The 13,227-nt window shown below is 60.4% G+C and carries 12 protein-coding genes and 1 tRNA gene; 4 read left to right on the top strand and 9 right to left on the bottom strand.

Going from position 1 to position 13,227, the window contains the following annotated elements; genetic code table 11:
- Positions 1 to 279: 279 nt before the first annotated feature.
- Positions 280 to 1,140 (bottom strand): DMT family transporter, encoded by an 861-nt coding sequence (locus tag CHEJ32_RS0102640; RefSeq protein ID WP_028032455.1) that lies wholly within the window; start codon positions 1,138 to 1,140, stop codon positions 280 to 282.
- A gap of 105 nt (positions 1,141 to 1,245) precedes the next feature.
- On the opposite strand from CHEJ32_RS0102640, the gene CHEJ32_RS0102635 reads away from it, so the two are divergent.
- Complete coding sequence (locus CHEJ32_RS0102635; protein WP_028032454.1) at positions 1,246 to 2,646, top strand: PLP-dependent aminotransferase family protein; 1,401 nt, start codon at positions 1,246 to 1,248, stop codon at positions 2,644 to 2,646.
- 3 nt (positions 2,647 to 2,649) lie between these two features.
- Here CHEJ32_RS0102635 and CHEJ32_RS23730 read toward each other — a convergent pair whose 3' ends face one another.
- Complete coding sequence (locus CHEJ32_RS23730; RefSeq protein ID WP_371179750.1) at positions 2,650 to 3,282, bottom strand: lipid kinase; 633 nt, start codon at positions 3,280 to 3,282, stop codon at positions 2,650 to 2,652.
- Here CHEJ32_RS23730 and CHEJ32_RS27975 point away from each other — a divergent pair.
- Positions 3,260 to 3,571 carry a hypothetical protein gene (locus tag CHEJ32_RS27975; RefSeq protein ID WP_371179749.1) on the top strand — a complete coding sequence of 104 codons (312 nt, stop codon included), beginning with the start codon at positions 3,260 to 3,262 and terminating at the stop codon, positions 3,569 to 3,571. The genes CHEJ32_RS23730 and CHEJ32_RS27975 overlap by 23 nt on opposite strands.
- A gap of 1,099 nt (positions 3,572 to 4,670) precedes the next feature.
- Positions 4,671 to 5,003, top strand: a complete 333-nt coding sequence (locus CHEJ32_RS0102625; RefSeq protein WP_028032453.1) for a hypothetical protein — start codon at positions 4,671 to 4,673, stop codon at positions 5,001 to 5,003.
- A gap of 7 nt (positions 5,004 to 5,010) precedes the next feature.
- Here CHEJ32_RS0102625 and CHEJ32_RS0102620 read toward each other — a convergent pair whose 3' ends face one another.
- From CHEJ32_RS0102620 to CHEJ32_RS0102590, 7 genes are all read right to left on the bottom strand, one after another.
- Positions 5,011 to 5,901 (bottom strand): carbohydrate ABC transporter permease, encoded by an 891-nt coding sequence (locus CHEJ32_RS0102620; RefSeq protein WP_371179748.1) that lies wholly within the window; start codon positions 5,899 to 5,901, stop codon positions 5,011 to 5,013.
- A gap of 11 nt (positions 5,902 to 5,912) precedes the next feature.
- Positions 5,913 to 6,848, bottom strand: coding sequence for a carbohydrate ABC transporter permease (locus tag CHEJ32_RS0102615; protein ID WP_028032451.1), 936 nt, complete (start codon positions 6,846 to 6,848; stop codon positions 5,913 to 5,915).
- Positions 6,849 to 6,928: 80 nt separating this feature from the next.
- A complete protein-coding gene (locus tag CHEJ32_RS0102610) occupies positions 6,929 to 8,242 on the bottom strand; it encodes an ABC transporter substrate-binding protein (protein WP_028032450.1) in 1,314 nt (437 codons plus the stop codon).
- Positions 8,243 to 8,349: 107 nt separating this feature from the next.
- Entirely contained in the window at positions 8,350 to 9,417 is a 1,068-nt protein-coding gene (locus CHEJ32_RS0102605) for an ABC transporter ATP-binding protein (RefSeq protein ID WP_028032449.1), read from the bottom strand.
- An 18-nt stretch (positions 9,418 to 9,435) separates the two neighbouring features.
- Complete coding sequence (locus tag CHEJ32_RS0102600) at positions 9,436 to 10,212, bottom strand: SDR family oxidoreductase (protein ID WP_028032448.1); 777 nt, start codon at positions 10,210 to 10,212, stop codon at positions 9,436 to 9,438.
- Positions 10,202 to 11,197 (bottom strand): D-erythronate dehydrogenase, encoded by a 996-nt coding sequence (denD, locus tag CHEJ32_RS0102595; RefSeq protein WP_028032447.1) that lies wholly within the window; start codon positions 11,195 to 11,197, stop codon positions 10,202 to 10,204. Before denD ends, CHEJ32_RS0102600 begins: the two co-directional genes overlap by 11 nt.
- A gap of 221 nt (positions 11,198 to 11,418) precedes the next feature.
- A tRNA-Thr gene (locus CHEJ32_RS0102590) sits at positions 11,419 to 11,493 on the bottom strand.
- A gap of 401 nt (positions 11,494 to 11,894) precedes the next feature.
- Here CHEJ32_RS0102590 and murA point away from each other — a divergent pair.
- A complete protein-coding gene (gene murA / locus CHEJ32_RS0102580; RefSeq protein WP_028032446.1) occupies positions 11,895 to 13,184 on the top strand; it encodes a UDP-N-acetylglucosamine 1-carboxyvinyltransferase in 1,290 nt (429 codons plus the stop codon).
- Positions 13,185 to 13,227 lie beyond the last annotated feature (43 nt).

Genomic DNA, 13,227 nt, shown 5'->3' with positions numbered 1-13,227 from the left:
GGCTCCTGCTTGGAGTGAACGGTTTCCCCCACCCAAAGTTCCTTCCGGAACTCCCGAAGCCAGCTACCCGTGCATTGCCGTGCGCGATCATCGTTCGAAACCAGACGATAACATGATCGAACGTTTCAAGCTGTGCTATTAAGGCACTTCCATACATGCACGGCTTGGTTGTCCCCCGCTATTATGCGCAGCTCTATGACATGAATGGGGCTATGGAGAAAAAACCGGGAGATTGTAGGCAGATCTCAGTCTCTACGAATCAGTCGACAGGCACGCGGATTATCGCGCCGCCCTCTTCGCGGCGATCACGCACAAAATGACGCCGGAGGCGACGGCGACCATCATTGGGCTTACCGCTTCCCCCAGGAACAGACCGGCCATGCAAAGCCCAAAGAACGGTTGCAGCAGTTGAAGCTGGCCAACGGCGGCGATGCCGCCCTGCGCGAGCCCGCGATACCAGAAGATAAAGCCGACGAGCATGCTGAAGATCGAAACATAGACGAGGCCGATCCAGGCCTGCTCGCCAATCGCCTGCAACGAAGGCGGAAAGACCAACACCGTCAGCGCGAGCATGGCCGGCAGCGCCAGAACCAGGGCCCAGGAGATCACCTGCCAGCCGCCGAGCCGGCGGGAGAGCTTGGCTCCTTCGGCATAGCCAAGACCGCAGACGATAATGGCCACCAGCATCAACAGGTCACCCTTCGCCGACGCGGAGAAATCCTGCGTAAGCGCAAAGCCGGAGACCAGAAGAGCTCCCAAAGCAGAGAAGAGCCAGAAAGCGGCACGCGGCCGTTCGCCTGCCCGCAGCACACCGAAGGCCGCAGTCGCCAATGGCAGGAGACCGATGAAGACAATGGAATGAGCAGACGTCATGTACTGCAATGCCAGAGCGGTGAGCAACGGAAAGCCAAGGACCACGCCGAACGCCACAATCAAGAGCGATCCGAAATCGCCGCGAGCCGGCCGCTTTACGCGGAAGATGAACAGCAATCCCAGCGCAAGCATGCCCGCGATAGCGGCGCGCGCCACAGTCAGGAACAGGGGGTCGAAATCCAAGACCGCGGCGCGAGTTGCTGGCAGGGAGCCGCTGAAAATAAGGACGCCAACAAATCCATTCGCCCAGCCGCTCGCCCGTTCCATTGAATGCTCCGCATGATTTCTCTCCTCATGCGGCCCCGGGGGTAGCAATACCAGAGACAGAGCAGTACAATTGAAGAAAACTGTCCAGATGCTGGAGCAGTACAGTTGGATCAGGTTGTCTCAAAGACGAGCCGCGGCACGCGAACGGGTGACGTCGTGGAGAGCATCCGCAATCGCATCGCCTCACGCAGCCTATTGCCGGGTTCACGTCTGCCTTCCATCCGCGCCTTTGCGAAATCTATGCAGGTCTCGAAGTCGACCGTGGTGGAAGCCTATGAGCGGCTCGTCGCCGAAGGCCTGATTCGCTCGCGGGCCGGATCCGGCTTTTATGTCACCGCGCCGCTTGCGCCCTTATCGCTGGCTGGGATCGGCCCCAAGCTGGACCGGGAGGTCGACCCGCTCTGGATTTCACGCCAGTCGCTGGAGGCAGACGAGCTTGTGCTGAAACCGGGCTGCGGGTGGCTTCCGGCAAGCTGGATGCCAGGCGAAGAATTGCGGCGGGCCTTGCGCGCGCTGTCCCGCGCCGAAGCGTCCGCTCTCACGGACTACGGAACGCCGCTCGGACTTTCTGCACTGCGCGTGCTCCTTGCCCGTCGGATGTCGGATCACGGTATCGAGGCGTCCCCGGACCAGGTCATGCTCACCGAATCGGGAACGCAGGCCATCGATCTCCTCTGCCGCTACCTGATCGAACCCGGCGACGCGGTAATCGTCGACGATCCCTGCTATTTCAACTTCCATGCCCTGCTTCGCGCGCACCGGGCGAAAGCGATCGGCGTTCCCTACACGCCGAACGGCCCCGACATCGCTCGTTTCAAGGAAGTTCTAGAGAAGCATCGGCCGAGACTCTACATCACCAATTCTGCGCTGCAGAACCCGACCGGGGCGACGCTTTCCCCGGTAATCGCCCACAGGATCCTGAAACTGGCGGAAGAGGCGGACCTCACGATCGTCGAGGATGATATCTTCGCTGATTTCGAATGGACGCCCGCGCCGCGGCTTGCCGCATTCGATGGGCTGCAGCGGGTGGTGCATATCGGCAGCTTCTCGAAAACACTTTCAGCATCCGTGCGCTGCGGCTTCATCGCGGCCCCTCGCCCCTGGATCGAAGACCTCGCCGACCTCAAATTGGCGACGAGCTTCGGCAGCGGGCGCATAGCTGCCGAACTCGTCCTGGCGCTGCTTAAGGACGGCAGTTATCGCAGACATCTCGACAGGTTGCGCGGCAGGCTCTCCCAAGCCATGGAAAATACGATAGCTAAGCTGAAGCCTCTCGGGATCGAGCCATGGCTGACACCGAAGGCGGGACTTTTCCTCTGGTGCAAGCTCCCCGAAGGCATCGATGCGGCTTCGGTTGCGCGGCGTGCGCTTGCTGAAAATGTGGTGCTTGCGCCGGGGAACGCCTTCAGCCTGTCGCAATCGGCCAACGGGTTTCTGCGCTTCAATGCCGCTCAATCTGAAGAGGAGCGAATCTTCCGGGTTCTTGAAAAAGCCATGCAGGCCTGAATGTCAGCGTGCCGGCGCGAATACTGAGATCGCGCTCGGGTGGACCTTGAAGTGGGCCGGCGTGGAAGTGACGATTTCGCCATCGGCGTTGACCGGCATGGGGACCTCGGTCTCGATATCGAACTCCACGCATTTGGCCGTGCGGACTTCCTTCCACGCACCATGCGTGCCCGCCCGGAAGGACCGAAGCATCAGCGCCAGCTTCCAAAGATTTTTCATCTCGAGACTGTATAAATCGAGATGACCGTCATCGATCTCCGCATGCTCCTGGACGACATTGCCGCCACCATAATGCACCCCGTTGCCGACGGCGATCTGATAGGTGTCGACCGTAATTGCCGTTCCCTTTTCCAGGATACGCGCCTTGAAGTGCCCGGCCTTTGCAAGCACCTTGATGGCCGCAAGCGCATAGCCCAGGCGCCCGAATCGCTTTTTCAGCACCGGATCCAGTCCTTGTGCCAGATCACTGCTGAGGCCGATGCTCGCCACGTTGAAGAAGGCGTGCCCGTTGACCGTGCCAACATCAACCGGACGGGTCGATCCTCCGACAATCACATCCGCGGCTTCGAGCAAATCCATTGGGATATCGAGCGTACGGGCAAGGTCGTTCGCCGTGCCAAGCGGGATAATTCCCATTGGCAGGCCGCTTTCCATCACTGCGAGGGCGGCGGACGAGACGGAGCCGTCTCCGCCCCCCCACGACAACCAGATCCGCACGATCGCGAAGACGCATGATGTCTCGCGCAATCTCTGGAAGAGCCGAAAACGGCTCGAACGTGACCGACAGCCCTCCTTCCTCCAGGCGCTGCATGACCGGCTCAATCGCTTCCTGACCACGGCGCGCCTTGTTGTTGACGAGCAACAAGGCACGCCTTTGCTGACCTTCACTCATATCCGACCCGCGATTTCCACCCCGCGGAGATAGGATCGTAAGTTCCGGATTTCGACAGCAATGCAGCCAATCCAGCATATTAAATCTTTGTAACTGGAAGCGCGCTTGGCGACCCGCTCGAAACCGGCAGGCGGGTATCTGCAATTTCCATACGATATTTTTCTCAAGTTATAGTTGTGGGCTATTTAAATATAAGTGCTGAATCGGGAGATAAGGGGTGCGTCAGATCAAAAGCCGCAACCAAGGGCGAGCACGATGCACCAGGTAGACAACTACACGCCAGAGCAACGGAAGAGACTGTCTCGCTGGTGGTCTAACTTCAGCCGGGCAGAAAGCGGTGCCCGATGCGTGGAGATAACGCTGCGCGGGCGCTGGCACCTGGCGGAGTGCAAACGGCGCCATCTAATGCGGCGCAATGAAAACCGATCCCACCGCGCACCGGATCGGCTTAGCCCCAGCCCCAGCTTCGGTATCTTCGGTACCGAAAAACGGAGGCTTGAGAGCCCATAAACTGCGCATGAGCAATAGCCGGTCCTCCCGCCCCCCGGACCGGCTTGGTCCAAGGCCCTGCTCGGCAAGAGATTGTTCGAGCGGGGCCTTGGAACCCCGAACAATGCCGCATGCATGCGGCCAACCCATGTCTGTCCTCCCGCCCCCCGGACCGACTGTTCCCAAGGCCCTGCTCGGCAAGCAATTGTTCGAGCAGGGTCTTGGAACCCCGAACAATGCCGCACCTCATGCGGCCAACCCATGTCGGTCCTCCCGCCCCCCGGACCGACTGTTCCCAAGGCCCTGCTCGGCAAGCAATTGTTCGAGCAGGGTCTTGGAACCCCGAACAATGCCGCACCTCATGCGGCCAACCCATGTCGGTCCTCCCGCCCCCCGGACCGACTGTTCCCAAGGCCCTGCTCGGCAAGCAATTTGTTCGAGCGGGGTCTTGGAACTCCGAATAGCGCCGCACCTCATGCGGCCACCCATGTCGGTCCTCCCGCCCCCCGGACCGGCTTCCCCAGGGCCCTGTTTCGGCAAGCAATTGCTGGAGCAGGGTCTTGGACTGGAAAAACGCGGCGCGACCTACCCGCCGAAAGGATGCCCGGTTATCTTCGGCCAGCCCGCATCAAACGGATGGCCCATGACGCCGACGAGCTTCGCACTTCTGATCCTCTCCACGACGATTTTCATCGCTGCCGCCAGCTCGGCCAAGACCTGGGCTCTTTCGAGCAACAGCCTCGTCTGGCTTGCGCTCACGCTCGTGCTCTACACGATCGGCAACCTGATCATGCTGAGGCTCATCCGGGACGTGGGCATGGCGTCAGCACTCAGCCTTTCCGCTGTCGTCCAACTGGTGGCGGTGAACGCGGTGGCCCTGTTCTTTTTCGGGGAGAAGGTGACGGCGATGCAGGGCGCAGGCCTCGTGCTTGCAGTGCTCGCCGTCGCACTGATCAGTCTGCCGCTGGGAGAATGAACCCACTTTATTCCTTAACGGCCCCCGTCATGGACGAGACGTAATAATCCACAAAGAACGAGTAGAGGATCACAACGGGCAAGGAGCCAAACAGAGCGCCCGCCATCAGTGCGCCCCACTCGAAGATGTCGCCCCGCACCAATTCGGTCAGCACACCAACCGGGATGGTCTTGTTCTCGGAAGACTGGATGAAGGTGAGAGCGTAAATGAACTCGTTCCACGAAAGGGTGAAGGCGAAGATGCCGGCCGAAATCAAGCCGGGGACCGCAAGCGGCAGGATGATCTTGGTCAGGATTTGCCAACGCGAGGCGCCGTCCACCAACGCGCTTTCCTCCAGCTCGAAGGGTATCGAGCGGAAGTAACCCATCAGGAGCCAGGTACAGAAGGGAATGAGGAAGGTGGGGTAGGTGAGGATAAGCGCCAGCCTGGTATCGTAGATGCCGAGCTTGAAGACGATATAAGCGAGCGGAATGAAAAGGATCGACGGCGGTACGAGATAAGCAAGGAAAATCAGCAACCCGACAGGCCTCGCGCCCGTGAAGCGGATGCGCTCGATGGCATAGGCGGCAAAGACGGAAGCCGCGATCGAGAGGAATGTCGAAGCAACGGCGACATACATGGTGTTCAGCAGCCAACCTGGATAGGAGGTTTCAAAAAAGAGAAACCGGATGTGATCCAGGGTCGGCTGGACCACCCAGAAGGGGCTGTGATTGTTGTAGTCGGTCAGCTGCGCGTTGGGTTTGATCGCCGTGATCGCCATCCAATAAAACGGGAAAAGCAGCACGAAAACGAACACCGCAAGCGGCAGATAAAGAACCACCACCTGCCGCGGCAGCCGGTTGAGGTAGCTCATCCCCTCGTTGGTGTCCGTCAGGATATCTGTTTGCGCCTGGCTCATCATGCGCCTCCTCAATCCCGCCCGCCCTGCTGCCACTTACGGCGTTGCAAGCCAAAGAAGCTGAACATGATGGCTGCTAGCAGGAAGGGGATCATGGCCACGGCGATCGCCGCGCCCTCCCCGAGCTGCCCGCCCGGAATAGCCCGCTGGAATGAGAGCGTCGCCATCAGATGCGTGGCATTCACCGGCCCGCCCTTGGTGAGCACATAGATCAGTTGGAAATCGGTAAAGGTGAAAAGAACCGAGAACGTCATGACGACGGCGATGATCGGCGTCAGCATGGGAAGCGTTACATATCGAAAGCGCTGCCAGCCGGTCGCTCCATCGAGTGCCGCGGCTTCCTGGAGCGATTGGGGAATGGTCTGCAAACCGGCAAGCAAGCAGATCGCCACAAAAGGAATGCCACGCCAGACATTCGCGGCGATCACCGATGCGCGCGCATTGTTGGGATTGCCAAGGAAATTGATCGGGCTGTCGATGAGGCCTAGTTGCATCAGCGACCAGGAAATGATCGAAAACTGGGAATCGTAGATCCACCAGAAGGCCAGTGCCGAAAGGACTGTCGGCACGACCCACGGCAAAAGCACGATCGCGCGGAAGAAGGATTTGAAGGGAAGTTTTTCGTTCAGGAGCAGCGCCAGCCAGAGGCCGAGCGCGAATTTTAGGATCGAAGCGACGATCGTGTAGAGAAGCGTATTGAAGACCGAGAGCCAAAAAACTCCATCTCGCGCCAGGAATTCGTAGTTCTCCAGCCCGATGAAGATCCCCTCCCGTCCGATCCTTGTATCGGTGAAACCGAGCCACACCCCGAGGCCCAGCGGATAGGTCAGGAAGCAGAGCAGGAATGCAGCCGCCGGCAGCATGAACAGGACGGCAAGCACACCGCCGCTTTGCATCAAAGCGGGAAAGCTGAAGCGGGGCGTCGTTTCGGTCGTCAAAGTGGACATCGCACATCTCCGGCCGGGATGGGATCGCGCACCGGCATCAGCGATACCGGTGCGTCATGGCAGCGCGCCGAAGGCTGGCACTATATCCGATAGTATCGGTTCGCCCGTCTCTCGGCTTCGGCTGCGGCGTCTTCCGGCGTCGCCTGTCCCGTCACCGCTGAAGCGAACATGTCCACAAGGACATAATCCGCCATCACCCCGGCCGAAGCATAGCCGAGCGGTCCCGCATAGCCGTTCGGCCTCAGCGTCTCGGAGGCGCGGGCATAGGGCGCGTGGATCGGATCCGACGTCCATACCGGATTGTCGGCAAAGGCCTTGAGAGGCTGGCAGCAATAGGCGCTGGAGCCCTCGATCCAGGCATTCATCTGGTCCGCCTCCATCATGAACTTGATGTAGGCCTTTGCGGCTTCCGGATATTGGCAATGATTGAAGACGAGCAGCGAGCTCGTTTGGTGCAACTCCACGCTTTCGCCGACCGGCCCGATCGGGAAGTTGGTGGTGCGGATATCCGCGGCCATTTCCTTCAGCGCCGGGTCGTTCTTGGCCGCGTAGTAGAGGGAAACGCCATTCGCCGTCAGCGATACCTGCCCTGCGAGGAAAGCGCGGTTGTTGTTGATGTCCAGCCAGCTTTCCGTGCCGGGAATGAAAGTCTCGTAAAGCGCCTTTGCATAATTGATCGCGGCGATCGTCTCAGGGCTGTTGATGGTGACCTTTCCTTGTTCGTCGACCATCTTGCCGCCATGGCTCCAGAGCAGCCAGTGGGCATAGTTGTTTCCATCGCCGACTGCTTTGCCGTGCGGAAAGCCGGCCGGCGTTCCGTTGGCCTTCAAGGCTTTGCAGAGCTCCAGAAACCCGTCTGTGTCCTTCGGGAATTCGCTGAAGCCCGCAGCCTTCACTTGGCTGTCGCGGTAGCAGATGGCGTTTCCGATCGCCGTCAGCGGCATCGCGATGAACTTGTCGCCTCGCGAGGCATAGCCGCGCAGGCCGTCATACCAGCCGCCGTATTTTTCGCCGAGATAGTTGGCGAGTTCCGTGAGGTCGACCAGCTTGTCGGGATATTGATGCGCATCGTCGAACCAGCACATCACCATGTCCGGGCCGCTGCCCACATTCGCGGCAACGGCTGCCTTGGGGCGGATATCCTCCCAGCTCTCCTGATCGATACGGACCTCGACACCCGTTTGCTCGGTGAATTTTTTCGTATTGGCGTTCCAGGCGTCCTCGTCGCCCTTCACGAAGGGCACCCAGCGCAACAGCCGGAGGCTTGCCCCCTCCTCTGGCGTGTAGCTCGGCTCGGACTGCGCGAATGCCGGGCGAAGCCCAAACGCATTGAGGCCGGCCATGCCCGCCAGCCCCGCGGAGCCAGCCAGAAAGTCACGTCTCCTGATCGTCATTGTCTCCTCCACTTCATTGCGGGGTTCCCACACCGGCACCCTCCCCGCAAAGGGATGCCGAACACGGCTCGGGGTGGTCCTCCCCCATCCCGAATGCCTGCTGTCTGCTAAGCTGAAAGCCTCTTTCCCGTCTCCTTGTCGAAAAGGTGAACCCGGTCGGCATCGATGCCGACCGTGATCTTCTCTCCCGGTCGTGCCTGCACGCGCTCGCGGAACACGCAGTTCGCCTCCACGCCGCCAAGCTTGACCATCATGTGTGTCTCGTAGCCGGTCGGCTCGGTTACGATCACCTCGACCGGAAGACCCGCCGGGTCGAGCCTGATGAATTCGGGTCGCAAGCCGTAGACAAGATCGCGGCCGGCTGCCGCAGGGCCATGGTCTGCGACCGGCAATTTCGTTCCGTCCTCGGACACGAAAACGGTTCTGTCCCCGGGGTCAAGACGGCCAGGCAGCATGTTCATGGCAGGAGAGCCGATGAAGCCGGCAACGAACAGATTGGCCGGTCGGTCATAGAGATCGAGCGGTGCGCCGATCTGTTCGACGATCCCGTCATGCATGACGACGATTTTGTCGGCCATGGTCATGGCTTCTATCTGGTCGTGCGTCACATAGACGGTGGTCGTCTGCAGGCGCTGATGGAGCTCCTTGATCTCCGCCCGCATCGCAACACGCAGCTTGGCATCCAGATTGGACAGCGGCTCGTCGAACAGGAAGACCTGCGGATCGCGCACGATCGCTCGCCCCATGGCAACACGCTGGCGCTGCCCGCCGGAAAGCTGTCGCGGATACCGGTCGAGCAGATGCGAGAGGCCGAGAATTTCGGCCGCCGCTTTGACCCTCCGGTCCTTTTCCTCCTTGGGCGTGCCCTTGAGCTTAAGAGAAAAGCCCATATTGTCGGAGACGGTCATATGCGGATAAAGCGCATAGTTCTGGAACACCATCGCGATGTCGCGATCCTTGGGCGGGACCGCATTCACCACCCGATCACCGATGCGGATGGACCCGGCACTGATGTTCTCCAGCCCCGCAAGCATGCGCAGCAATGTCGACTTGCCGCAGCCAGACGGCCCCACGAGGATGACGAATTCGCCGTCGTCAATCCCGATATTCACGCCCTTGATGACAGGGACGGTCCCGAAGGACTTCTTCACATCGAGGAACTGAACTCCTGCCATCTGCTCCCTCCCGAACTGCTAACCTCGCCCAACCAGCGGCATTCCGGTAGCCATCACGGTCATTGTCAGCACATTGGCCTCGAGCGGGAGGCTCGCCATGTAAACCACTGCCCGCCCCACATGCTCGACCGACATCGTCGGCTCCGCCGCGATCTCGCCGTTCGCCTGCAGCACGCCCACGCTCATTCGCGCGGTCATGTCCGTGGCGGCATTGCCGATGTCGATCTGCCCGCAAGCTATGTCGAAGGGCCGGCCGTCCAGCGCGGTGGCTTTCGTGAGGCCGGCGATGGCGTGCTTGGTCGCCGTATAGGGCGCTGAGTGGGGGCGCGGCGTCTGGGCGGAGATCGATCCGTTGTTGATGATGCGTCCGCCGCGCGGCGTCTGCGCCTTCATGAGACGCATTGCCTGCTGGGTGCAGAGGAATGCGCCTGTGAGATTGGCTGCGACAATCGTGCTCCACTGCTCGAAGGTGATTTCTTCCATTGGAACTGACGGCAGGCTCATTCCGGCATTGTTGACCAGAAGATCGAGCCGGCCGAACGCATTTTCGATCTCGCGGAAAAGAGCTTGAACCGAAACAGGATCGCCGATGTCGGCGCGCATAGCCTTGAGGGCACCTCCCGTTTCCGCCGCGATTTCGCCGGCGGCTCTCTCAAGTATTTCAGCGCGCCTGCCAGTGATGGCGACGGTGTAGCCCTCTCTACTCAAGGCCCGCGCTATGGCGCGACCTATCCCGGTGCCCCCACCCGTTACCAGTGCAATCTTCCCTTCGCCCGATCTTCCTTCAACCGCCATGCGTGATTGTCCCGCCTAGTTCATCGTCTATGTGGATTCTGATGATTTCATCAAAGCTCTTCTCGGCCCGGAAACCAAGACCCTCGGCACGCCGGGCATCGAAGTCCGTCGGCCAACCCGCCACGATCTGCCGGATGAGCGGGTCGGGTTCGCGGCGAATGAGACGCACGGCCCTTTCTCCGGCAACCCGCCTAAGCGCCTCGATTTCTTCACCCACCAGGGCCGAAAGGCCGGGCATTGTCAGGTTTCGTCTCGCGCCCACCCGATCGAGATCAAGCGTGGCTGCGTGAATGAAGAAATCGACCGCCGCACGTGGGCTTGCAAACCAATGACGTACGTCCTCGTCGACCGGCAGCACGGCTTCTTCCCCCACGAGCGGCTCACGAAGGATGTTGGAGAAGAACCCTGAAGCTGCCTTGTTCGGCCGTCCCGGCCGAACGCAGATCGTGGGAAGTCTTATGCCTATCCCGTCGAAGAAGCCCCGCCGCGAATAATCGGAGAGCAGAAGCTCCGAGATCGCCTTTTGCGTCCCATAGCTCGTGAGCGGCGTGGTGAAGAACTCGTCGCCGATCTTTTCCGGAAAGGGCGCGCCGAACACGGCGATGGAGGAGGCAAAGACGAGACGGGGGCGGTAAGGCTCCTTTAGCCCCTCGAGCCTGATCGCATCGAAGAGCGCACGGGTTCCATCGAGATTGATTCGATAGCCTTTGTCGAAATCCGCTTCTGCTTCGCCCGAGACGATCGCGGCGAGATGGAAGATGATGTCGGGGCGCAGGCCCGCGAGCTTGGCCGCATTGCCCGTTTCGGAAATATCGATGGCGAACGCCCGCGTTATATCGGAGAGGGCCGGCGGCATGGGCGTTTCCACCACGTCAACGAGCGAGAGGCGGCGGATCTCACCACCCAGAATTTCTTTGCCGGCAGCGAATCGCTCGACCAGCTTGCGGCCGATCATGCCGGCCGCACCGATCACCAGAACATGCATTCCGGAAGTCTCCTCCCACGACCGTCAAACGCGTCCCAGAGTTGTAGAGCGGTTATCCTCCCCGCATGGAACGTCCCTCCGCGCCCTGCTCCCACGGCAATTGAAGCGGGGCGCCTGCTCGCCAAAGTAGGGCATTCAAAATGCAATGAGTCAACGCGGTTTGGATTCCAAGGCTGCAGAACCTGGGAATGATACCGATTTTGAACAATTTTAGACGATGATGGTGCTGCCGGTGAGGATTGAACTCACGACCTCTCCCTTACCAAGGGAGTGCTCTACCACTGAGCTACGGCAGCGTCGCGTTCGGGCGGCCTTCTGCCATATCGGTTGCCCCAGCGCAAGCACTAGCTCCATTATATATGGAAGATGTGCAGAAGGTTGGCGGATGCGGACTGAAGGAGTGGGCGAGTGACCTCGAAGGAAAGGACAGAAACCAAGGATCAACGGCAGAAGCGGCTTGCGGCGGAGCTTCGTGCCAATCTCGCGAGAAGAAAGGCACAGGCTCGTTCCCGCCGAGGCGGCAGTGCCGATGAACGCGCGGAAGGGCTTCCATCCGCAAAGGAACCCGAGCGCAAGTGAACACCGCGGCTCGTCGGGAGCCGACGCAATTTCTTGAACCGGGCGCGGGCTTGCTCTAGGACAGGCAGGACTTGCGACGTCAACGCCGGGATTCGTCTCTCCCGGGAAAGAGATATTCATGGACCGCATACGCATCCGCGGAGGCAGCGAGCTCAACGGAACGATCCCGATCTCCGGGGCGAAAAATGCTGCGCTGCCGCTGATGATCGCCTCGCTGCTTACCGACGATACGCTGACCCTGGAGAATGTCCCGCATCTGGCGGATGTCGAGCAGCTCATCCGCATTCTTGGGAACCACGGCGTCGATTATTCGGTGAACGGTCGGCGGGAGAACCAGGACAAAGGGTATTCGCGCACCATTCATTTCACGGCGCGCAGCATTGTCGACACGACCGCCCCCTACGATCTCGTCTCCAAGATGCGCGCGAGCTTCTGGGTCATCGGCCCTCTTCTGGCCCGCATGGGCGAAGCCAAAGTATCGCTGCCGGGCGGCTGCGCGATCGGCACACGCCCGGTCGACCTCTTCATCGATGGCCTGCGTGCGCTGGGTGCCGAAATAGAGATCGAAAGCGGCTATGTGGTCGCCAGGACAAAGAATGGTCTTGTGGGGACCCGCTACCGGTTTCCAAAGGTTTCCGTGGGAGCTACCCATGTCCTGATGATGGCAGCCTCGCTCGCCAAGGGCGATACGATCCTGGAGAACGCCGCCCGCGAGCCGGAGATCGTCAACCTTGCCGATTGCCTCAATGCAATGGGGGCGAAGATCACGGGTGCTGGAAGCTCCACCATCACGATTGAGGGTGTGACCAGCCTTTCCGGCGCGCGTCATCGGATCATTCCGGATCGCATTGAGACCGGCACCTACGCTTTGGCCGTCGCTATGGCAGGCGGAGATGTCATGCTGGAGGGTGCGCGCGCAGATCTTCTAGATTCGGCGCTCGACGTTATCGAGCAGACCGGCGCGGAAATCACCCGCGCCAATATCGGCATCCGCGTGAAGCGGAATGGTGCGGGGATTAGCCCGGTCGACATCACCACGGAACCCTTTCCGGGTTTCCCCACCGATCTCCAGGCCCAGTTCATGGCCCTGATGACCAAGGCCAAGGGCAAGTCCCGAATCACCGAAACCATTTTCGAAAACCGCTTCATGCACGTGCAGGAGCTCGCCCGGCTTGGCGCACGCATTTCCCTTTCGGGTCAGGAAGCGATGGTGGAAGGTGTTGCGCGCCTAAAGGGTGCTCCCGTGATGGCGACGGATCTCAGGGCATCCGTATCGCTTGTAATCGCCGGTCTGGCCGCCGAAGGCGAAACCATGGTCAATCGCGTGTATCACCTCGACCGTGGGTTCGAGCGGCTGGAGGAGAAGCTTTCGAATTGCGGCGCCGAAATCGAGCGCATCTCCGGCTAACCGAATTTCGGGATAGCAGGAGCAGTCATTCGTTTCCGGCCAT

Origin of the sequence: Chelativorans sp. J32, from assembly GCF_000518985.1 — a bacterium.
Lineage (GTDB): Bacteria > Pseudomonadota > Alphaproteobacteria > Rhizobiales > Rhizobiaceae > Chelativorans.
This window is presented reverse-complemented; position numbering and strand designations above follow the sequence as displayed.

Bases quoted from the DNA above. Each gene is read 5' to 3' on its own strand.
- CHEJ32_RS0102640 (WP_028032455.1), bottom strand. From the start codon at position 1,140: ATGGAACGGGCGAGCGGCTGGGCGAATGGATTTGTTGGCGTCCTTATT.
- CHEJ32_RS23730 (WP_371179750.1), bottom strand. From the start codon at position 3,282: ATGGGAATTATCCCGCTTGGCACGGCGAACGACCTTGCCCGTACGCTC.
- CHEJ32_RS0102625 (WP_028032453.1), top strand. From the start codon at position 4,671: ATGACGCCGACGAGCTTCGCACTTCTGATCCTCTCCACGACGATTTTC.
- CHEJ32_RS0102620 (WP_371179748.1), bottom strand. From the start codon at position 5,901: ATGAGCCAGGCGCAAACAGATATCCTGACGGACACCAACGAGGGGATG.
- CHEJ32_RS0102615 (WP_028032451.1), bottom strand. From the start codon at position 6,848: ATGTCCACTTTGACGACCGAAACGACGCCCCGCTTCAGCTTTCCCGCT.
- CHEJ32_RS0102610 (WP_028032450.1), bottom strand. From the start codon at position 8,242: ATGACGATCAGGAGACGTGACTTTCTGGCTGGCTCCGCGGGGCTGGCG.
- CHEJ32_RS0102605 (WP_028032449.1), bottom strand. From the start codon at position 9,417: ATGGCAGGAGTTCAGTTCCTCGATGTGAAGAAGTCCTTCGGGACCGTC.
- CHEJ32_RS0102600 (WP_028032448.1), bottom strand. From the start codon at position 10,212: ATGGCGGTTGAAGGAAGATCGGGCGAAGGGAAGATTGCACTGGTAACG.
- denD (WP_028032447.1), bottom strand. From the start codon at position 11,197: ATGCATGTTCTGGTGATCGGTGCGGCCGGCATGATCGGCCGCAAGCTG.
- murA (WP_028032446.1), top strand. From the start codon at position 11,895: ATGGACCGCATACGCATCCGCGGAGGCAGCGAGCTCAACGGAACGATC.